The following is a 20,082-nucleotide window of genomic DNA, read 5'->3' as shown; positions in this document are numbered from 1 at the left end:
CCATCGCGCCGAGAGTACTGCGGGGTCAGCCCGTGGGAGGCCAGGGCGCCGCTGACCGGTGGACGGCACCGAGCCGTACGCTTGAACTGAGAAGGGGGAGGCCTCGCGGCCTCCCCCTTTTTTGCGTTTACCGGGCGTAAATGACTCATTTACACCAGACGATCTTATCGTTTTTGGTATTGAGCTTTTATTTAAAGAAAATAAATCGAATAACAAGGGCAACTGCTATGACCGCAATGATCAAAAGCAGGATTGTCAGTCGATGCTGCTTGCGTCGTTTACTTGTCGAAACGAAGATTGATTTTCCCTGTTTTGGCGTTTCGAGATAGCGAGCCGAATGCGTCAAGGTTTGCTTTGGTCGAGGACCTCTTTGTCGATGAGTGGCGGATGCTTTCATCGGCTCATCACTAGCTGCGCTGTTTTTAGATAATGGTGCGTCTTTCAGATATACAGGGTCTCCCGAGGCGACGCCCATATGTTTACGTCCCGTTTGGGCATCCTCGAGCGTTTGATATCGATTTCTCGTCACATACTCGGGCTCCGGATCATTAATGGGCTCTTGCGAGATGTGGGGGCGATGGAACCGCGGCGGCTGCGTGGAAGTATCTTCCCCCTGCGTCGGCATAAACATTTTGTTCTGGTTTTGGTCGTCCATGATGCCCTTTAGCTCGTTACCAACAACGTGTACGCGCTCATTGTAAGCCCCTTGCTATTTGTAGCTGTGAACATACTTGTTATTTAAGCTCTGGTTCAAAGAACCTTAACCTTATTAAAACCTGAGTCAAACACACTTAGATATGCTTATAGTACTAGACTCAAAAAACTTTATAGTCGATGTATATATGAGCACTGGGTGGGCATATATAAGAGCGTCAAAAGAAGTCCCAGTCACCTAGAAGATGACTCGGCAGTCCTTAAAAGGAGTGGTAAACATGGCAAGCATGGTTCCTTATCGTTCGGTTTTTGGCGTTCGTCCTTCTGCTAGCTCGCTGTTCGATCTGTTTGATGATATGACTGACCTTGCAAACAACTCGATTGCTTCCAAGGCGTTTCCCGTTGACGTTGAGGATAAGGGCGACGGCTATGAGGTCAAGGCTTATCTGACCGGCGTCGCCAAGGACGATATCGATGTCGAGCTTAACGAGGGTCGTCTGTCCATTAGCGTGAATGTCGAGGAAGACGAGGAGAACGAGGGCAAGAACTTCCTGCAGAAGGAGTTCAGCTCGTACAGCGCGACGCGTGGCGTGTATCTAAAGGACGCTTCGAGCGAGGGCCTCTCGGCTAAGTACGCTGACGGCATCCTGACCGTTACGGTCCCCAAGATCGTCGAGAAGAAGAACGTTACGAAGATCTCCATCGACTAACTTCGTTGGTGTTCTGCGCTATTAAAAGACAGCAAAAGGGGCTGGGAAGCGATTCTCGGCCCCTTTTGCTGTCTAGGACAGTCTATTGAATGGTTACTGGCCGATGCTGGCTTGCGGGGCGTATCGAGAGTTTTCGCGATCCTTGGAGAAGGGTTGCGGAGCTGCCGACCTCGTCATCCAGGGTTGCGGTCAGAGCTTTGGCATAGCTTTTGACGGTAAGGCTCGGACGATTGTTATCTTGGCTGATATGCATGGCAATGAGCTGTTCGGTGCGTTCGGTAACAAGTTCGCGCGCGGCTTCGGCGGCTTGGCCATTGGAGAGGTGTCCCCTTGCAGACAGGATGCGCTCCTGAAGAAAGCGGGGATATTCTCCCTCGCGCAGCATGGTCACATCGTGGTTGCTTTCGAGTGCGAGGACTCGACAATCTTCGAGGGTGTTCATGGCCTGGCTCGATAGCTCTCCGGTGTCGGTGGCAAAACCGATGGAATCATCGAGGGTGTCGAATCGATAGCCGACTGGATTGATGACATCGTGTGACGTTGAGTAGGTTTGCACGTGGATGCCGGCAATGGATAGGGTGTCACCGGGATCGAATTCCTCGACAGGCAGATGCGAAAGATTTTCTTTGCTCGAAAGAGTGCCCCTGCTGGCAAAGAGGGGGCCGTGCCAGTGCTTGCACCAGACATCGAGGCCCTTGATGTGATCGCTATGCTCATGAGTAATGAGAAGAGCCGAGACGTTGTCTGCCGAGAGCCCCAGTTCTGCCATGCGCTTTAATGTCTCGCGGCGAGACAGTCCGTCATCGACCATAATGAGCCCCTGCGGGCCCTCGATGAGTGCGCAGTTGCCTTTAGAGCCACTGCCGAGGATATGAAGGTGCAGGCAAGACATAAGATTCCAAAGGATACAATGGGTGCGGACGAATAAAGGAGGAAGCGAATGCCAACGGTATCACAGCATTACGGACACCATGCCGTGCCTGGGGCAGTCGATGAGACCCGGACGAGGCAGCAGGCAGCTCCTGTCGTGCTCATGGTATCAGGCGGCGCGGACTCGACGGCACTGCTTCTTATGGCGTGCACATCAAAGCTGGATATCCAAGACGGACGCGGTGTTGCCCCCATTGCTCGCGAGCGCCTGCATGTGCTGCATGTAAACCATCATCTGCGCGGCAAGGCGTCCGATGGCGACGAGGCCTTTGTGCGTGAGCTCTGCGCGCAATATGGTTTACCGCTGTGTGTGGAGCACGCTTATTTTGATGGGGAGTCGGGCAATATTGAGGCCGCGGCCCGCGAGGTGCGCTATGCCGCGGCGCGGAGGTATGTTCGCGAACTCTGCGCCCAGACGGGGGCACCGCGAACGGCGGCTCGTATCTGCACCGCGCACACGTCTTCGGATCGCGCGGAAACGTTTTTGATGAACGCGATTAAGGGTTCGGGGCCCGCTGGTCTATCGAGCATTCCTCGCCGGAGGAATATCGTGGTGCGTCCCTTGCTCGACCTAACTCATGGCGAGCTCGTGGGCTATCTACAGGTACATGGTCAGCCGTGGCGTGAAGACGAGAGCAATGAGGATATCTCGTATCTGCGAAACTACGTGCGCCATCGGGTAATGCCAGTGGTGGCACAGCGTAATGCGAGCGTGTGCAAGACGATTGGCGCCGCCTGTGAGATCTTGGGTGACGAAGATGCGTTTCTATCCCAGCTGTCGGCACAGGCGTTTCGAAGCTGCCTGCGCAAGGAGGCGGCGGGCGCGCTAGTGCTCGATGCCAGACGCCTTGCTGCGGCCGAGGTGGTAATCGCGCGGCGCATCGTGCGACTGGCGATCAAACGCATCGATCCGGGCGCTCGTCCAGAGATGCGACATGTGGAGCGAGTCCTTTCCTGCGTTGCCGAAGGCACAGGCTCGGTCACGCTTCCGGCGGGAATTGACGCGCGCGTCGAGTTTGGCATGCTAGCGTTTAAGGCGCCGGCGGCTCGTGAGGGGCTGGTTGCGGACTGGATTACCATACCCGGTCGTTTGCCGTTGGGCGGGGGGCGCATGCTGGTCGCAGAGCCGATGGCCGTTGAGCCGGGATGCGATATCGTGCGCCGCGCCCGTGAGCTTGCGGCTGCCGGGGAAGTGACAGCTTTGGTAGACGCGGCTGCCCTGGGTTTTGCCGACAGCGATAGTGAGCGGATCCTGGCGGGCTCACGTGGCGAGATCCCTGCAGAGGCGCGATTGGCGCGCCTGTGGGTGGACGGTCCCGCACCGGGAGACGTGATGTGCCCGTTAGGAATGAGTGGCCGAAGCAAGAAGGTATCCGACTTGCTAGGCGAGGCTCGCATTCCCGTTTCCGAGCGCGCCGGCGTGCCCGTGGTGAGGACGGCGCCGGGAGGTGCCGTGGTGTGGGTCGCCGGAGTTCGCGCGGACGAACGTTTTAAATGCACGGCGGCGACGCGTGTGGCTTATCTGCTTCGCGTGGTTGACGCGGATTAGCCCCTCGCACCAGCTGTTCTGTGCGGCGATGACGGTATTCCCGCGCTGATGGTGCGCGGGCTGGAAAATATACCCCGTGCGCTGCTAGAATGTGTAGTTCGCGTCCATACGGCGGTGTGTGGGCGATTAAGCACAAGAAAGGGTTGTCATGGCTTCTCAACATCCGGATATCGAGAAGGTTCTGTTTACGCAGGAGGATATCGACGGCATCGTTTCTCGCCTGGGCGAGGAGATCACTCGCGACTACGCGGGTAAGGATCTGGTGCTGATCGCGGTTCTGCGCGGTGCCGTTGTCTTTATGGGCGACCTGATGCGCAAGATTGAGCTACCGACCAACATCGATTTCATGGCTGTTTCGAGCTATGGCGACGGTGTGAAGTCTTCGGGCATCGTGCGTATCATTAAGGATCTGGATATCGACATCCGTGGTCGCGACGTGCTGATCGTCGAGGACATTCTGGACTCGGGCCTGACCCTCAAGTACCTGATGAAGAACCTCGAGAGCCGCAAGCCCGCTTCGCTGGAGGTCGCTGCCTTCCTGTGGAAGGACGTTGAGGACCGCACCTCGGCCATCACGCCCAAGTATGTTGGAACCCATTGCCCCGATGCCTTTGTGGTGGGCTACGGCCTCGACTATGCCGAGCGCTATCGTAACCTTCCGTATCTGGGCATTTTGAAACCGGAGGTTTATTCGTAAGATGCCCGACGACCATAACGATAACAATTCCCAGACTCCCCGGGAGCCTAAGATCCCGGGGATGTCCGGAGGCAAGAAGCCCACGCGTACGGGCTGGCTGTATTTTATTTTGGCTTGCGCGCTTCTGGGCTACGCCTTCTTTAACATGGGCTCCGGCTTTGCCAATTCCAGCAATACCGTTAAGCTCGCGACGAGCGAGATGGTGAGCGCCATCAAGCAGGATCGCGTCGAAGATCTGACCTATACGGTTCAAGATGGAAGCGTGACGGGTCATTACTGGAAGACGAAGAAGGACAAGGGCGATACGAGCGAGCTCAAGAGCTTCTCCTCGACCTATGTCGGCTCCGATTCGCTTGCCGAGCTCATGGCGGAGCACCCCGATACCAAGTACATCGTCAACACCAACGATCCCGATTTTTGGGGCGACTTGGCGATGAGTGTGCTTCCGACGATCGCCCTTATCGCCATCATGTTCTACTTTATGCGCCAGATGATGGGCGCCAACAACAGGAACATGCAGTTTGGCAAGACCAACGCCAAGACCAACGAGGCCACACGCCCCAAGGTCAAGTTTGAAGACGTTGCCGGCGTGGACGAGGCAGTCGAGGAGCTCGAGGAGATCCGTGACTTTTTGAGCGATCCGGATCGCTATCGCAAGCTGGGCGCCAAGATCCCGCGTGGCGTGTTGCTGGTGGGCCCTCCGGGCACCGGTAAAACGCTGCTGGCCAAGGCCGTTGCCGGCGAGGCGGGCGTGCCGTTCTTTAGCATCTCGGGTTCCGACTTTGTCGAGATGTTCGTAGGTGTCGGCGCCAGCCGTGTGCGTGACCTCTTTAAGGAGGCCAAGTCCCAGGCCCCGTCGATCATCTTCATCGATGAGATCGATGCCGTGGGACGTCAGCGCGGAGCCGGCTTGGGCGGCGGCCACGACGAGCGCGAGCAGACGCTCAACCAGCTGCTGGTCGAGATGGACGGTTTTGAGGAGAGCGAGTCGGTCATCCTGATCGCCGCCACCAACCGCCCCGACATTCTGGATCCGGCGCTGCTGCGTCCCGGCCGTTTTGACCGTCAGGTTACGGTCGACCGTCCGGACGTGAAGGGCCGCGAGCAGATTTTGCGCGTGCATGCCGAGAACAAGCCGATGGACGAGGACGTTAAGTTTGAGAAGCTCGCCCAGATGACCGTTGGCTTTACTGGTGCCGATTTAGCGAACCTGCTCAACGAGTCTGCGCTGCTGGCCGCTCGCCGTCATCGTTCCGTGATCTCGATGGACGAGGTCGAGGAGTCGATGGAGCACGTGATTGCCGGACCGCAACGCAAGGGTCGCGTGATGACCGAGGCCGAGCGCACCACGATTGCCTACCACGAGAGCGGTCATGCCCTGGTGGGCCACATCCTGGAGCACTCCGATCCGGTCCACAAGATCTCGATCGTCAGCCGCGGCCAGGCGCTGGGCTACACGCTGCAGCTTCCGCAGGAGGACCACTTCCTCAAGACCAAGAACGAGATGCTCGACGAGCTCGCCGTGTTCTTGGGCGGTCGCGTTGCCGAGGAGCTCATGTGCGATGGTATTACGTCGGGCGCGAGCAACGATCTGGAGCGCGCAACCAAGATGGCGCGCGAGATGGTCACGCGCCTGGGCATGAGCGAGGAGCTGGGCACGCAAGTGTTTGGCGAGGCGCAACATCAGGTGTTCCTTGGTCGCGATTACGCCGATCACCAGGATTACTCCGAGGAGACGGCGCGCCGCATCGATATCGAGGTTCAGCGCATTATGCGTGAGGCCCATCGTCGTGCGGTCGAGATTCTGGACGCCCGTCGCGATCAGCTCGATCTGATGGCGAAGGTGCTGCTTGAGCGCGAGACTGTCGAGGGCGATGCCGTGAATGCCCTGCTCGATAACGAGTGGGACGCCTACCTTGAGCGCGAGGGCGATATCCTGGCGGCCAAGGAGGAGCGCAATGCCAAGGCGGCCGGCATGCCGACCAAGAAGCGCGTGCCTCGAATGAGCGAGGAGGAGCTGGCGGCTGATGCCGCGGCCTTTGCGCAGGCGGCCATGCAGGAGGATGCCGAAGCCGCATCCGATGATGCTGACGATGGCCATGCCGTCGTCGATGCCGACACCGACGCCGACAAATAGTCTTTGTGGCGAAAGCCTCCGCGGGGAAACCTGCGGAGGCTTTTTTTGAGCGATATTGGGCCATCTGTTGATTGGGGACAGACTTAAATGAGCGTTTTCACGCATTTAAGTCTGTCCCCAATCAACATTGCTGCGGCACTTTGCTCGGCTAAAGCGTACAATAGCGCCTATGCGAAAGGGGAACAGATGATCAACGAAACTATGTATGCTCGCGGTGCGGAAAGCTCCATCATCCGTGAGATTTTTAGCTATGGCCTTGAGCGCAAGGCGCAGATCGGTGCGGAAAACGTATTCGATTTTTCGCTGGGCAATCCGAGCGTTCCGGCACCCGCTGCTGTGGCTGAGTCGATTAAGAAGGCCCTGGAGCTGCCGAGCGACCAGCTGCACGGCTACACGCCCGCACCGGGCCTGCCGCAATGTCGTGCCGCTGTGGCCGAATCGCTCAACCGCCGCTTTGGCACGAGCTATGAGGGCAAAGACGTATTTATGACGGTGGGTGCCGCGGCTTCGCTCACCTGCACGCTCAACGCCGTTACGAACCCGGGCGACGAGGTTATTGTTATCGCCCCGTACTTTCCGGAGTATCGCGTTTGGATTGAGAAGGCCGGCTGTACGTGTGTTGAGGCGCTCGCCGATGAAGATACGTTCCAGCTGAGCGTGGACAACGTGCTCAAGGCGATCAGCGATAAGACGGCGGCCGTCATCATTGACTCTCCCAACAATCCGACCGGTGCCGTATATACATGCGACACGCTGACGCGACTGGCCAATGTTCTGCGCGAGGCCAACGCTCAGCGCGATCCCGAGAATCCGATTATGCTCATCTCGGATGAGCCGTACCGCGAGATTGTGTACGGTGCCGAGGTGCCTTGGGTGCCCTCGATCTACGAGCACACCATCGTGTGCTACTCGTATTCCAAGTCGCTGTCGCTGCCGGGCGAGCGCGTGGGGTGGATCTTGGTTCCCAACACCAATCCGCAGGCTGCCCGTCTGATGCCGGCTGTTGCGGGTGCTGCCCGTACGCTAGGTTTTGTATGCGCACCGGCACTCTTCCAGCGCGTAATCATCGATTGCATCGATGAGCCGAGCGATGTCGAGGCCTATGCGCGCAACCGCACCGCGCTTACCGACGCACTAGCGGAGTACGGCTACACCTATGTTGAGCCGGATGGTGCATTCTACCTGTGGGTGAACGCGCTGGAACCCGATGCGAATGCGTTTTGCGAGCGTGCAAAGAAGTATGAGTTGCTTGCGGTTCCCTCGGACAGCTTTGGTATGCCGGGTTGGTTCCGCCTGGGCTATTGCGTGAGTTACGAAACGATTATCAATTCGCTACCCGCTTGGAAACAGTTGGCGGACGAGTATCGTTAAAAGTAAAGCGCTCTGCCTACAATGTTTTACGTGAAACGGGGTTTGGTGTTAAGCCAGACCCCGTTGTCATGGACGTTGTGTCTTTGGGATGGAGTGGTTTTACGACTATCGAAGGCTATGCGTACAATGAATATAAGCGACGGCCGTGCCAGATAAGGAGACCTGATGCCCTACCTGCTTTCTTGTGACATTCATACCCATACGATATTCTCTGCGCATGCATATTCGACCATTGAGGAGAATGTGTACTGGGCGGCAGAGCGTGGCCTGCAGGTGCTCGGATCTGCCGACCATCTGAGCTCTATGGTTACGGCTTGCCCCAATGACCTGCGCAGTTACCAATTCTTTATCAACCAGGATATCTGGCCGCGCATTTGGAGCGGCGTGCTGGTGCTGCGTGGTGCCGAGGCCGATATCGTTTCGCTGGACGGAAGCCTGTTTGGCGAGGACACTCCTGTCACGCTCGATATTGCCGGTGATTCGTACAGCCGTCAGCATTCGCTGTTCGATTTGGTTACGCGAAATTTGGATTATTTGGTTGCGAGCGTGCATAATCCGCAGATTGCTGAAGGCGCGACGCTGGCCCAGACGACCGAGATGTATATCAATGCCCTGGAGCACCCCAAGGTGTTCATGCTGGGTCACACGGGGCGTTCGGGCGTGCCGTTCGATATCGACGAGGTGCTGTTGGCAGCTAAGGCCAAGCACAAGATTATCGAGATCAACAACCATAGTCTTGAACACGGTGTCGACACTGAGCATTGGGCCGTATGCCGCAAGATCGCCGAGCGCTGCGCCGAGCTGGGCGTGGGCATTGGCGTGTCAACCGATGCCCACATTGGCATGGCCATTGGCAAGCTCGATCACGCGCGCAAGATGCTCGACGAGATTCACTTCCCGCTGGATTTGATCGTGACGCGCGACCGCGAGACGCTGCTGCGCGAGATGGCGGCAGCCGGCGTGTGCGATCTGCGCAATGGGATGTAGCGGAGTTAATAAACCAAGCGAAGGGGGCGGCCCAGGCGGGTCGCCCCCTTTCTTGTCCCAAAAATCTACTGAGGTTGGTTAGCGGCGTTCGAGGACCGCTACGGTTTCGGTGTGGTCGGTGTGTGGGAACATGTCGACGGGCGTGATCTTGAGCAGGCAATAGCCTCCGTCGAGGAGCTGATGCAGGTCGCGCTCTTGAGTTACGGGGTTGCAGCTGATATAGGTGATGCGGCGCGGCTTAAGCGCGCAGGCAGCTTCGAGGAACTCGGGGGTAGAGCCGGCGCGCGGCGGATCGATGGAAAGGACATCGACCCGCTCGTTGTTATCGGCGGCATCCAGGATGCAATCGGTGGCGTCGTCGGCCATAAACCAGGCGCTGCGGGTGAGGCCGTTGAGCTCGGCATTGCGACGTGCGTCGGCAATGCCCGCCGGGTTGCGCTCCACGCCGAGCAGCATAATGCCGATGCCCTTTTTCTGGGCATCTTTAACTGCGCAAAGACCGATGGTACCGCTGCCACAGTAGGCATCCATGAGCACATCGCCCTGGTGCAAATCCATGCCGTCGATAGCGAGCTGATAGAGCAGCTCGGTCTGTTGCGGGTTGGTCTGGTAGAACGCGGTGGGGGAGATATCGAACTCGCAGCCGAGTAGCTGGTCGCGCATGCACTTGGCGCCATACACGATGCGGGTTTCCTCGCCGAGGATGGCGTTGCCGGGGCGTCCGTTGATGTTTTGGGCGACGGTGACGATGCGCGGATCGAGTGCGGCGACGGCCTCAAAGAATTCCTGCGCATGCGGTAAGTCACGCTGGGCGGTCACGAGCGTAACCATGACCTGGTCGGTACGCCAACCGCAGCGGATGACGGCATAGCGAAGCAAACCAAGATGCTTGTCCTCGTTAAAGGCGGGAATATGCAACCGCTCAGCTTCGCGTGCGATGCCGTTGAGAATCTGACGAGCGCCCGACGCCTCGACGGGGCATTCGGGTACGGCAACGATCTTGTGCGTGCCGCGCTCAAAGAAACCGCAACGGACAGCACCCTCCTTACCGGGAGCAAAGGGAGTGGCAGCCTTATGACGAAAGCCACGCGGCGCGGGATATTTACCCGGGTCGCCCAGGGTGACGCCCATACCACGAATGGGGTCGACGCTAATACCCTCGCGCTCGCAAAGAGCAGCAAAAAGCTCCTCCATAGCAGCCTGCTTGGTCGCCAACTGCTTCTTATAAGGACGATTGAGCGCCGTGCACCCACCGCAAGCTTTCATGATGGAACAAGGAGACTTGGGATCAACGGCCTTGCGCGCAGACGGAACCGGATTCTTATACGGGCGCTTGGAGCGAGTCTGAGATGCCTTATCCTCGTTCCGACGAGAGCCGGGACGCTTGGCCTTAGCCTTGCCCTTAGCCGATTTGCTTTTTGCAGCTTTAGAAGACTTGGATTTCGTAGAAGATTCCTCCTCCTTCGACCCCTCAACCGCCTCCACCAAAGCACGACGAGCCCTACGCTCCGCACGAGATTCTGCCATCAATAACTCCACTAATTCATGAATTAAAGCTGCAAGTATTGTACCGTGCCAAGCCAGCAGACGATATGCAAGCGGTTTAATCGTGTCAGCGATAAGCCCAACGACGGTTGCCCGCCGCGTGAGGGGTGTGGGGGTTAAGTTTATCGCGAGTTCCGCACGAACAGGAGGCCACTTAATGTGGCCTCCGTCGTGAGCAGGACTGTAGAGCAGGAAACTTAACCCCCACACCCCTCACGCGGCGGGCAAACTCGCCTTGTACTCCATCTCACTAAAGTGTATGATTCTGGACGTTACACGACTCACTTTACTTAACTAAAGTGCCATCAAGGGGGAATACCATGAATACCGATATGTCTCGTCGTCAGTTTGTTGGTCTAGCCGGCTCGCTCGCCACGGTGCTTGGCCTTGGTCTTGTCGGTTGCGGCGGTGGTGCCGGCAAGGGTTCCGCTGCCGGTTCTGCTGCAGCCAAGGACGTGAAGGGCGCTGCGGAGTCCAAGAAGCTCGTGGTGGGCTTTGATAAGTCCTATCCTCCGTACGGCTTTGTGGGCGACGATGGCGAGTACACCGGCTTTGATCTCGATCTGGCCAAGGCTGTTGCCGATAAGCAGGGCTGGGAGGTCAAATACGAGGCCATCGACTGGGATGCCAAGGATACGCTGCTCAACTCGGGTGCCATCAACTGCATCTGGAACGGCTTTACCATGGAGGGTCGCGAGGACGACTACACGTTCTCCGAGCCGTACATGCTCAACGAGCAGGTGCTGGTGGTAAAGAAGGATGCGGGCATCAAGAGCTGGGACGATCTTGCCGGCAAGACCGTGATTACCCAGACCGATTCCGCTGCGCAGGATGTACTCGAGGGTGACCAGAAGGATCTGGCGGCGACGTTTGCCACGCTCGACACGATCGGCGAGTACAACACAGCCTTTATGCAGCTCGAGAGCGGCGCGGTCGATGCCGTGGCTTGCGACCTTTCGATTGCCCAGTATCAGCTTGCCGCCAAGCCCGATGCTTATACGCAGCTTGATGAGCCGCTGTCCAGCGAGCACTACGCCGTCGGCTTTAAGAAGGGCGACACCAAGTCGGCCGACGCCGTGACCGAGTCGCTCAAGGCACTCTACGATGACGGTACGGTTAAGGATCTCTGCGACAAGTATTCAAGCTATGGTCTATCTTTCGATAATTGGGTGCTCAAGTAATGTCTATTCAGGTCATGATGCAGATGCTCGGCCAGGGATTCTTGGTCAGTTTGCAGTTGTTTGTGCTGACACTGCTGGGGTCGATTCCGCTGGGAATCCCCGTGGCGTTTATGCGCATGAGCAAAATCGCGCCGCTTCGCTGGATTGCGCGCATCTACATTTCGGTCATGCGCGGTACGCCGCTCATGCTGCAGATGTTTGCCATCTACTTTGCCCCGTACTACGTGTTTGGCATTTCGCTCACGCCCGATTCCAAGTGGACGGCGTGCATCGTGGCGTTCATCATCAACTACGCCGGTTACTTTGCCGAGATCTATCGCTCGGGCTTGCAGTCCATTCCGCGCGGTCAATACGAGGCTGCCGAGGTGCTGGGCTATTCGCGCGTGCAGACGTTTCTGTATATCGTGATGCCGCAGGTCGCCAAGCGTATTCTGCCGGCGATGGGCAACGAGATCATCACGCTGGTCAAGGACACGTCGCTGGCGTTTGCCATTGGCGTGGGTGAGATGTTCTCGACGGCCAAGGCGCTGGTCGCCTCGCAGGTGAGCATGGTGCCGTTTGCAATCGCGGCGCTGATTTACTGGGTCTTTAATTTCGTCGTCGAGATGCTGCTGGGCGCCGCCGAGAAAAAATTGGATTACTACCATGATTAATTCGGTAATGAATATATCGAACGCGCGCAAGGCGTTTGGCGGCAATGAGGTGCTCAAGGATATCTCGCTTGAGGTGAAGCGTGGCGAGGTCGTGGCGATTATCGGGCCTTCGGGTGGCGGCAAGTCCACGCTGCTGCGGTGTGCCACGCTGCTCGAGACACTCGACGGAGGCTCGCTCTCGTTTGGCGACCTTGCCGTTGCGACGGATGCGGGTTCGGGCGCGGTCTATGCGAAGGGCGATGTGCCCAAGCAGGCGCGCTCGCGATTCGGCCTGGTGTTCCAAAATTACAACCTGTTCCCGCACTATACCGTGATGAAAAACATCATCGACGCGCCGATCCGCGTGCTTAAGCGCCCGCGCGAGCAGGCGGAAGCTCGTGCGCGCGAGTTGATCGCGCAGATGGGGCTTGTGGGCAACGAGAACAAGGTTCCGTGTGAGCTTTCGGGCGGTCAGCAACAGCGCGTGAGTATTGCCCGCGCCTTGGCGCTCGACCCGGAGATCTTGTTCTTTGACGAGCCGACCTCGGCGCTCGATCCCGAGCTGACGGCCGAGGTGCTGCGTGTCATTAAAGACCTTGCCGCGCAGAATATGACGATGGTGATCGTGACCCACGCGATGCAGTTTGCGCGCGATGTTGCCGACCGCGTGGTCTTTATGGATGGCGGCCGCATTGTCGAGGAGGGTCCTGCCGAGCAGGTCATCGACCATCCGCGTGAGCAGCGCACCCGTGAGTTCTTGAGCCGTATCGAGGGATAGGCTCAGGTATTTACTCAACTATTAATTGAGGCGAAGCCGTCGCAGGTCTTACGGTCTGTGGCGGCTTTTTGTTTGCATCGACGGGGTTCAATAATCGCCTCACAAGCTTGTCTCTTCCTCTCGCCGCCTGTATTCATACGTGCGCCGAAAGGTATGCATGGACGGCCGCCCGTGAGGGTAGGGTGGTGGCATAGGACATTTGGAGGGTGAGTCGGCTCGGTTGCCGACCATGCTGCTCCCGGGATGGCACCGACCGCGAACTCTCCCCGTTGGCGTCGCGCATTGCGCGCGGCCCTGCAAGGAGGTCATCATGGGTGCTCCCAAGACCGGCAATGTAAGGAACGTGGTGCTCGTAGGCCAAGGCGGGGTGGGCAAGACTTCACTCGCCGAGGCCATGCTCCACCTTTCTGGCAAGACCGCCCGCCTGGGCGGCCACGACGGCACCAAGCCCACGCTCGACTATGACCCTGAAGAGGTCAAGCGTTCATTCTCCATCTCGACGACCATCGCGCCGATCGACTGGAAGGGCGCGCGCATCAATGTGCTCGATGCCCCGTGCTACCCCGATTTTATCGGCGACGCCTTTGCCGCGATGAGCGTCTGCGAGACGGCTCTGTTTGTGGTCGACGCCGAGGCCGGACCGCAGCCTACGACGGTTAAGCTCTGGTATGCCGCCGAGGACCTGCGCCTGGCGCGTGCGGTGTTCGTAAACCGCCTGTCGCGCTCCGAGGCCAGCTTTGCGACCACGATGGACCTGCTGCAGGAGCGCTTTGGCACGCGCCTGGGCGCCGTGACCCTTCCCTGGGGCGAGGGCGAGGACTTTGATGGCATCATCGACCTGGTGCGCATGAAGGCGCGCCATTGCAACGGCACCGAAGCCGTTGAGTCGGAGATTCCCGAGGAGTATCGTGCCCAGGCCGAGGAGGCCCATGACCATCTGTGCGAGTTGGTGGCCGAGGCCGACGATGAGCTGATGATGAAGTACCTGGAAGGCGAGGAGACGCTGACGCAGGAGGAGCTTGAAGGCCTGCTGTCGAAGGCGATTGCCGAGCGCATCTTTGTGCCGGTCTTTGCGGGCGATTGCATTAAGGAGCAGGGCGTCAACTCGCTGATGGACGACATCGCGACGTACTTCCCGGCGCCGACGGACTACGGCGAGATGCCGCTCATCGACGGTGATTCGCTCAAGATTTCGAGCGACGATGACCGTCCGGTGGCGTTTGTGTTTAAGACCCTGGCCGATCCGCAGCAGGGTCGCATCAGCTTTATCAAGGTGCTGACGGGTACGCTTGAGCCGGGTCTTGAGCTGATCAACGCGCGTACCCGCAAGGGCGACCGTCTGGCTCACCTGTATGTGATGTGCGGCCGCGACATGACCGAGGTCGGTCACGCCTATGCCGGCGACATTATCGTGGCACCCAAGCTGGCGGCCGAGACGGGCGATACGCTCTCGATTACCGGTAAGGTAGAGGCTGCGGCGTTTAAGTTCCCCAACTCGCAGTATCGCATTGCCATCGAGGCCGAGAATCGCGGGGACGAAGAGAAGCTCTACACGTTTATCGAGAAGGCCTGCAAGGCCGATCCGACTATGAGCATCGACCGCGACGAGGAGACTGGTCAGACCATTATCTCCGCCGTTGGTGAGGCGCAGGTTTCGGTGCTGCTCAACCGTTTGGAGGATCGCACCAAGGTCGCCGCCAAGAGCGTGCCGATCCGCATTCCGTATCGCGAGACCATCCGCCGCACGGCGAGCGCCCAGGGTCGCCACAAGAAGCAGACCGGTGGTGCCGGTCAGTACGGCGACTGCTGGCTGCGCGTGGAGCCGCTCATTGGGCCCGACGGCACGAGCGACGGCTATGAGTTTGTGGACGAGGTCGTGGGTGGCCGCATCCCGCGCTCGCTCATCCCCGCCGTGGACAAGGGCGTTCAGGAGACTATGAAGGACGGTATTATTGCCGGCTACCCGCTTACGGGCATTCGCGTGGCTGTGTACGACGGCTCGTATCACAGCGTCGACTCCAACGAGATGGCGTTCCGCGCGGCGGCTCGCATCGGCCTGCGCAAGGCATGCGCCGATGCCGACCCGGTGGTGCTGGAGCCCATCGAGGAAATCACGGTGACTATCCCCGAGAGCTACGCCGGCGCCGTGATGGGCGACATCTCGGCCTCGCGCGGTCGCGTGACGGGCATGGAGACCGATGAGCGCGGAGACACCGTGGTTATCGCGCAGGCACCTCTCGCCGAGCTGACGGATTACTCGACGCGTCTGCGCTCTATCACGCGCGGTACGGGCGACTTTACCATGAAGCCCGCTGGCTATGAGCAGGTGCCTTATGACGTTCAGGCCAAGCTGGTGGAGCGCTATGAGGAGGGTCGCGCCAAGTAGCGTGCGATTTTGCCTGCAATGTAGGTGCTGACGAAAGGGCCGCCCTGGGTAACCGGGGCGGCTCTTTTTGATTCCTTGGGGACGGAGGAAAACGGATCATTTTAGGCTTTGGGGCAGCTTGGTCGGTCCTAATCTCCCGAGGCCTGATTGCGGCCGGTGGCGTAGTCGATCTGCACGTGCGGCTGCAGGTTGTAGCAATATACGTGGAAGCAGAGGGTCTTGCCGTGGTCCTCGACCGATTGCGCCTCAAGGCGCACGCCACGGCAGACAAGTTCCTCTTCGTTATACATGGGCGTGACGCGGTAGAGCACATGGTTGCCCGTGTCGCGGATGTAGCCGAGAATCTGCTCCTCAAACGGCAGCATGCCCGTTTCGTTGAGATAGCGCGTGCCGGTGAGGAGATTTTTGCGGTTGGCGTTTTCGCCGCAGAGCGACCAGGCGATAAGGTGGCAGCGGTTGTAGAGGCTCTGGCCCGGAATAAAGTCGTAGCGCTGCTGGTGCCAACCGGCAGGATGGATACGCGAGATATCGCCGCGCTCGCCTTGACCGAGTGATTCGGGGCCCACGCAGGCGAGTGCTTTGCGGGTGCGGCCCAGGCTGTCGAGCTTGGAGAACTTCTTAAAGCAGCCCTCTTCTGTAGCGCGCTCGTATTCATCGAGCGTGAATGATGGTGTGCCGAGCGGGTGCGTGCTGTCGGCGCGAAGGGCAACGTAGGGGTTGCCGGCGTAGTCGGGAATGCTGCTGAGATAAACACCGCGGGCGCGGTTGAGGTCGGGGTTTTCGATCTCGTCGATGGGGGTGGCGGCACTGTCCGCGGAAACGTCGTCATCGGTGTCGGTTGCGGCGGAATCGGAGCCATCGCCAGAGTCCTGGCCGTTTTGAGGGTCCGGGGAGCTCGCCGTTCCCGATTCGAGCCGAGCGACCAGGCCTGCCTCGTCGTCGGTGCGGCTGGGACTCTCGTTTTGTTTTTCGGCCAGAGCCGCCGCCTGTTCATCGCTTTGTGGCGACAGCAGCTTGGGCGCCCCGTCGACCGATTCCGTAAACAGCGCAAACCCCAACACCACGGCGGTGCCGATGGAAAGTACTTGCTTGTAAGCGGACTTGCGCGACATAGGGGCTCCTGGATGGACGGTTGGGAATCTACCAGTCTAGCAGGAGCCGGCAGGGGGCCGTTCTGTCGAACAAATACTTAAGATTTGGGACAAACACTACTGATTCATTTGCCTCATATGGAGCTGCGGCGGTTGTGCATATGGAGCTATTCGGCGTTTCCCCAGATAAAACCTGCCAAAATGAACCTGTCCCTTATTGGCAGGTCAGTTAACGCAGTCCAGGTTGAGCATATGCGAGCGAGCGGGCTCCGGGTGCGGTAAGGTGACGTGAAACAAGCGGGCGCTGACCTTTTGGTCGCGCCCGTGAAGTTGAACGTCAGATTGCCGTGCCCGGGGCCCGCGCAGCGCCGAGCAGTTACGCCGTTTGTAAAACGGCGTAACCTAAAGGTTCATGTTGCCGTGAATGTAGGGGGTGACCTCGGGGGAGATATGGTCGCAGCCCAGCTCGCGCAGCGCGGACTCGATAACGGCGGGCAGCGGGGTCTTGCCCTTGTCGTCGACGGCGGCACCGCCGAGGGTGGCAATCTTGGCGACATCTGCGGGTGCGGCCTCGATATGCATGCAGCCGCCGACCAAGCGCGCGCGTACCTGTGCCAGATCACGATCGTGCAGGTAATCCTCGCAGGCGCGGATTAAATCGACCTTCTCGCGCGTAAGCTCCTCGCCCGTGGGGACGCGGGTGGCAAGACATGCTCCCGCCGGCAGGTTCCAAACGGGATAGCCCCATGCGCGCAGCAGCTCGCGCTCTTCGTCCTTGGTAAAGCCGACCTCCATAAGGGGTGAGCGTACGCCGAGCTCTTCTGCCGCACGCATGCCGGGGCGGTAGTCACCGCGATCGCTTGCATTGCTGCCATCGATGACGGTGGGAAAGCCGAGCGACTTGGCGTGGTTGACGATGGCGGTAAAGCCGGCGTGCTTGCAGTGGTAGCAGCGATTAGCATCGTTGCAGGCTACTTGGGGGAGTTGCAGCTGATCCACCGAAAGATTGAGCACGGGGAGCTTAAAATGCGGCCCCTCATTGGCCTGCCCATCAACGGACTGCTCAAACGAAGCCTGCTCGGGCGTGCCGATGAGCGGCGTAGTGAGATGGACGAGGAGGGTATCGGTAGGCATGATGCGGGCGCATACGGCGGCCAAAAAGCTGCTGTCGACGCCACCGGAAAACCCGATAGCCACGCGCCCGTATGCCAAAAGCAGCTGTTCGAGCGCCGATAGCTTGTCTTGAAGCTCCTCTGCGGGTGCCGTGGTGTCTAAAATCATGAAACGATCCTTATCGTTGAGTACTCGGTCGAAAACTATAATCCTAATGCGTTACTTGCCATAAGTCTTCTATCTATGTAACGAAAGTGCAATATGCTATATACGTTATATACAAGTTTGTAAAGTGCGGTAGAGTGACGGTAACACAATCCGGTGAGGGGACCGATATGATCAAGGCTGTTATTTTTGACATGGATGGAACGCTGGTCGATACCGAGCGTTTGGGGATTAAGGCCTGGAAGGCAGGCGCCGCTGAGCTGGGGCTCGCGATTGATGAAGCGCTGATCCATCAGTTTATCGGCCGCACGCTGCCCGATGTTATGGACATCCTCGATAAACATTATGGCAGCCACGAAACCACCGAGGCGATCTATCGTCGCCACAAGGAGATTCGCGACGAGATGGTCAAGACCGATCTGGAGCTTAAGGCTGGCGCTGCCGAGTGCATAGACGAGCTGCTGGCTGCGGGCTATCACGTGGGCCTTGCAACGTCGTCGCGCCATGTTACGGCCGAGCGCAACCTTAAAGCATTCGGCCTCTTTGACAAGTTTGAAACGGTGACCTGCGGTGAGGACGTCGTGCACGGCAAGCCCGACCCCGAGATGTATTTGCTCGCCTGCGAGCGCGCGGGCTTTGCTCCCGAGGAATGTGCCGTGGTCGAGGATTCGCGCAACGGCTGCGTCTCGGGCATCACGGCCGGATGCCACGTCTTTGCCGTCCCCGATATCGTGCCGCTGCCGCAGGACGTGGTGGATGGCTGCGAGGCCGTGCTCGATACGTTGTTCGACCTGGCAGCGGCAGTCAAGGCCGTGCGCTAGACAATTGCGGTGTTGAAACGAGCGATTGCCCACGTTTGCGCTCAAGCAAAAGGGGCCCGGCAATGGTCGGGCCTCTTTTGCTTGAGCGGCGACTTAGCATACTTGCGGGCGTGCTATAGATACGCACCGAGGTTGATGGCCGTGGCGTCGGTCTGGCTGCTTGCCTGGGTGCTGGCGCGTTCCAGCAGGAACGGCCGCACGAGTTCTTGGCGGTTGATGTCCTCGGCGGCGGTGACTGCGGTGACGGTGCGCGCGGCAGAGCCGATGTGGACGTGCTTGGGCTTCGCCGGCGCCTTGTTCTCGATTTGCTCCATCAGCAATTGAACGCCCTTGCGGCCAATCTCGTAGCCCGGGGGCGCTACCGTAGTGAGCGGGACCGATCCGCTCCAAGCGAGTGGGTTGCCATCGCAACCTGCTACGCGTACTTGCCCGGGGACAGAGATGCCCTTGTCGACCAGTGCCGAAACGACGCCCGAGGCCAACACATCGGTCAGGCCGACGACAAAATCGGGACGTTCGTCCGCGGGGCGCTCGGCGATTTGGTTGCCGATACCATAGCCGTCGGCCGCCGTGTTCCACTCGCCGGCGTCGATGACTTCGATCTTGATATCGGGGTGCAGGGCGAGCGCCTTATGAATGCCAAGGACGCGCAGGGTGAGTTGCATAAATGCTGCTCGGCCGACGACGACAATATGGTGCGCGCCGCGGGCGATAGCAAGTTCGGCAATGATGCGACCCTGGGCCTCGTTGTCGGCCGCTACGTAGTAGCCGGGCTCGGAGCAATGGATGTCCAGATGGACGATCGGCACGGGCATCTTGGTCATGGCGGGGTGCCAGTCGGGGGATGCCATGGGCTGAACCATGACGCCGGACATCTGGGTGCCCATAAAGTAGCGCAGGTAATGGTCCTCGAGAATATCGTCGTTATCGGCGTTGGCGATGAGCAAGTCGTAGCCGTGCTTGCGGGCCTCGTTGTGGGCGCCGCTGGCGATTTGGAGCGAAAAGCCGTGATCGAGACGGGGGAGCACCAGGCCAAAGGACTTGGTGGCGCCGCCCGCGAGCTGACGGGCGCTTTGGTTGGGCAGGTAGCCAAGGCGATTGATGGTCTCGTTGATGAGCTTGAGGGTCTCGGGGCGCAGCTTTTCGGGGTGGTTGAGCGCGTTGGAAACCGTGCCCAACGAAACCCCGGCCTCGCGTGCGACGTCGCTGATTTTTACCTTTGCCATAGCGGCCCCTTTGATGCGTTTCAAGTACAAGCCAGATTGTAGCATCCCAAACCTTCCAAAAAGGGACAGGTTTATTTTGGCAGGTTTTATCTGGGCAAACGCTATTGCC

Annotated in this window: 17 protein-coding genes; 11 read left to right on the top strand and 6 right to left on the bottom strand. The window is 59.0% G+C overall.

From position 1 onward, the window contains the following. Window positions 1-187 precede the first annotated feature (187 nt). Window positions 188-655: a hypothetical protein gene (locus I1969_RS09820; protein ID WP_138113597.1), complete on the bottom strand. Its 468-nt coding sequence runs from the start codon at window positions 653-655 to the stop codon at window positions 188-190. A 277-nt stretch (window positions 656-932) separates the two neighbouring features. Here I1969_RS09820 and I1969_RS09815 point away from each other — a divergent pair, with 277 nt between their 5' ends. After that, window positions 933-1,364 carry an Hsp20/alpha crystallin family protein gene (locus tag I1969_RS09815; protein WP_040359532.1) on the top strand — a complete coding sequence of 144 codons (432 nt, stop codon included), beginning with the start codon at window positions 933-935 and terminating at the stop codon, window positions 1,362-1,364. An 82-nt stretch (window positions 1,365-1,446) separates the two neighbouring features. On the opposite strand, the gene I1969_RS09810 is transcribed toward I1969_RS09815, so the two are convergent. Next, a complete protein-coding gene (locus I1969_RS09810) occupies window positions 1,447-2,256 on the bottom strand; it encodes an MBL fold metallo-hydrolase (protein WP_006235598.1) in 810 nt (269 codons plus the stop codon). Between the two features lie 48 nt (window positions 2,257-2,304). Here I1969_RS09810 and tilS point away from each other — a divergent pair, with 48 nt between their 5' ends. The 5 genes from tilS to I1969_RS09785 all read left to right on the top strand — a co-directional run bounded on the left by tilS (window position 2,305) and on the right by I1969_RS09785 (window position 9,035). Then, window positions 2,305-3,843 (top strand): tRNA lysidine(34) synthetase TilS, encoded by a 1,539-nt coding sequence (gene tilS / locus I1969_RS09805; protein ID WP_006235599.1) that lies wholly within the window; start codon window positions 2,305-2,307, stop codon window positions 3,841-3,843. A gap of 148 nt (window positions 3,844-3,991) precedes the next feature. After that, a complete protein-coding gene (gene hpt / locus I1969_RS09800) occupies window positions 3,992-4,540 on the top strand; it encodes a hypoxanthine phosphoribosyltransferase (RefSeq protein ID WP_006235600.1) in 549 nt (182 codons plus the stop codon). Window positions 4,541-4,601: 61 nt separating this feature from the next. Beyond that, window positions 4,602-6,677 carry an ATP-dependent zinc metalloprotease FtsH gene (gene ftsH / locus I1969_RS09795; protein WP_267471236.1) on the top strand — a complete coding sequence of 692 codons (2,076 nt, stop codon included), beginning with the start codon at window positions 4,602-4,604 and terminating at the stop codon, window positions 6,675-6,677. A gap of 186 nt (window positions 6,678-6,863) precedes the next feature. Continuing rightward, window positions 6,864-8,048 (top strand): pyridoxal phosphate-dependent aminotransferase, encoded by a 1,185-nt coding sequence (locus tag I1969_RS09790; protein WP_195234979.1) that lies wholly within the window; start codon window positions 6,864-6,866, stop codon window positions 8,046-8,048. 165 nt (window positions 8,049-8,213) lie between these two features. Beyond that, window positions 8,214-9,035: a phosphatase gene (locus I1969_RS09785; protein ID WP_195234978.1), complete on the top strand. Its 822-nt coding sequence runs from the start codon at window positions 8,214-8,216 to the stop codon at window positions 9,033-9,035. Window positions 9,036-9,113: 78 nt separating this feature from the next. Here I1969_RS09785 and rlmD read toward each other — a convergent pair whose 3' ends face one another. Continuing rightward, complete coding sequence (gene rlmD / locus I1969_RS09780) at window positions 9,114-10,562, bottom strand: 23S rRNA (uracil(1939)-C(5))-methyltransferase RlmD (protein WP_195234977.1); 1,449 nt, start codon at window positions 10,560-10,562, stop codon at window positions 9,114-9,116. A gap of 338 nt (window positions 10,563-10,900) precedes the next feature. On the opposite strand from rlmD, the gene I1969_RS09775 reads away from it, so the two are divergent. The 4 genes from I1969_RS09775 (at window position 10,901) to I1969_RS09760 (ending at window position 15,557) form a co-directional block, all read left to right on the top strand. Then, entirely contained in the window at window positions 10,901-11,761 is an 861-nt protein-coding gene (locus I1969_RS09775) for a transporter substrate-binding domain-containing protein (RefSeq protein WP_195234976.1), read from the top strand. After that, complete coding sequence (locus I1969_RS09770) at window positions 11,761-12,414, top strand: amino acid ABC transporter permease (RefSeq protein ID WP_195234975.1); 654 nt, start codon at window positions 11,761-11,763, stop codon at window positions 12,412-12,414. Before I1969_RS09775 ends, I1969_RS09770 begins: the two co-directional genes overlap by 1 nt. Then, window positions 12,407-13,171, top strand: coding sequence for an amino acid ABC transporter ATP-binding protein (locus I1969_RS09765; RefSeq protein WP_271748094.1), 765 nt, complete (start codon window positions 12,407-12,409; stop codon window positions 13,169-13,171). Before I1969_RS09770 ends, I1969_RS09765 begins: the two co-directional genes overlap by 8 nt. A gap of 310 nt (window positions 13,172-13,481) precedes the next feature. Beyond that, the gene (locus I1969_RS09760) at window positions 13,482-15,557 is read left to right on the top strand and encodes an elongation factor G (RefSeq protein ID WP_195234974.1); all 2,076 of its coding nucleotides are present in this window, start codon (window positions 13,482-13,484) and stop codon (window positions 15,555-15,557) included. Between the two features lie 128 nt (window positions 15,558-15,685). On the opposite strand, the gene I1969_RS09755 is transcribed toward I1969_RS09760, so the two are convergent. Both I1969_RS09755 and larE read right to left on the bottom strand, forming a co-directional pair. Continuing rightward, window positions 15,686-16,669, bottom strand: a complete 984-nt coding sequence (locus I1969_RS09755; RefSeq protein ID WP_195234973.1) for a DNA/RNA non-specific endonuclease — start codon at window positions 16,667-16,669, stop codon at window positions 15,686-15,688. A 381-nt stretch (window positions 16,670-17,050) separates the two neighbouring features. Next, on the bottom strand, window positions 17,051-17,929 hold the full coding sequence (gene larE, locus I1969_RS09750) for an ATP-dependent sacrificial sulfur transferase LarE (protein WP_195234972.1): 879 nt from the start codon (window positions 17,927-17,929) through the stop codon (window positions 17,051-17,053). A gap of 167 nt (window positions 17,930-18,096) precedes the next feature. Between larE and I1969_RS09745 the strand changes: the two genes are divergently transcribed. Next, window positions 18,097-18,747 carry an HAD family hydrolase gene (locus I1969_RS09745; RefSeq protein ID WP_195234971.1) on the top strand — a complete coding sequence of 217 codons (651 nt, stop codon included), beginning with the start codon at window positions 18,097-18,099 and terminating at the stop codon, window positions 18,745-18,747. Between the two features lie 113 nt (window positions 18,748-18,860). On the opposite strand, the gene I1969_RS09740 is transcribed toward I1969_RS09745, so the two are convergent. Then, window positions 18,861-19,973, bottom strand: a complete 1,113-nt coding sequence (locus I1969_RS09740; RefSeq protein ID WP_229028387.1) for a LacI family DNA-binding transcriptional regulator — start codon at window positions 19,971-19,973, stop codon at window positions 18,861-18,863. Window positions 19,974-20,082: the final 109 nt, after the last annotated feature.

This window comes from Collinsella aerofaciens (assembly GCF_015548375.1).
Lineage (GTDB): Bacteria > Actinomycetota > Coriobacteriia > Coriobacteriales > Coriobacteriaceae > Collinsella > Collinsella aerofaciens_AB.
This window is presented reverse-complemented; position numbering and strand designations above follow the sequence as displayed.

Coding starts and splice junctions, on each gene's coding strand:
- I1969_RS09820 (WP_138113597.1), bottom strand. CDS start 655: ATGGACGACCAAAACCAGAACAAAATGTTTATGCCGACGCAGGGGGAA.
- I1969_RS09815 (WP_040359532.1), top strand. CDS start 933: ATGGCAAGCATGGTTCCTTATCGTTCGGTTTTTGGCGTTCGTCCTTCT.
- I1969_RS09810 (WP_006235598.1), bottom strand. CDS start 2,256: ATGTCTTGCCTGCACCTTCATATCCTCGGCAGTGGCTCTAAAGGCAAC.
- tilS (WP_006235599.1), top strand. CDS start 2,305: ATGCCAACGGTATCACAGCATTACGGACACCATGCCGTGCCTGGGGCA.
- hpt (WP_006235600.1), top strand. CDS start 3,992: ATGGCTTCTCAACATCCGGATATCGAGAAGGTTCTGTTTACGCAGGAG.
- ftsH (WP_267471236.1), top strand. CDS start 4,602: ATGTCCGGAGGCAAGAAGCCCACGCGTACGGGCTGGCTGTATTTTATT.
- I1969_RS09790 (WP_195234979.1), top strand. CDS start 6,864: ATGATCAACGAAACTATGTATGCTCGCGGTGCGGAAAGCTCCATCATC.
- I1969_RS09785 (WP_195234978.1), top strand. CDS start 8,214: ATGCCCTACCTGCTTTCTTGTGACATTCATACCCATACGATATTCTCT.
- rlmD (WP_195234977.1), bottom strand. CDS start 10,562: ATGGCAGAATCTCGTGCGGAGCGTAGGGCTCGTCGTGCTTTGGTGGAG.
- I1969_RS09775 (WP_195234976.1), top strand. CDS start 10,901: ATGAATACCGATATGTCTCGTCGTCAGTTTGTTGGTCTAGCCGGCTCG.
- I1969_RS09770 (WP_195234975.1), top strand. CDS start 11,761: ATGTCTATTCAGGTCATGATGCAGATGCTCGGCCAGGGATTCTTGGTC.
- I1969_RS09765 (WP_271748094.1), top strand. CDS start 12,407: ATGATTAATTCGGTAATGAATATATCGAACGCGCGCAAGGCGTTTGGC.
- I1969_RS09760 (WP_195234974.1), top strand. CDS start 13,482: ATGGGTGCTCCCAAGACCGGCAATGTAAGGAACGTGGTGCTCGTAGGC.
- I1969_RS09755 (WP_195234973.1), bottom strand. CDS start 16,669: ATGTCGCGCAAGTCCGCTTACAAGCAAGTACTTTCCATCGGCACCGCC.
- larE (WP_195234972.1), bottom strand. CDS start 17,929: ATGATTTTAGACACCACGGCACCCGCAGAGGAGCTTCAAGACAAGCTA.
- I1969_RS09745 (WP_195234971.1), top strand. CDS start 18,097: ATGATCAAGGCTGTTATTTTTGACATGGATGGAACGCTGGTCGATACC.
- I1969_RS09740 (WP_229028387.1), bottom strand. CDS start 19,973: ATGGCAAAGGTAAAAATCAGCGACGTCGCACGCGAGGCCGGGGTTTCG.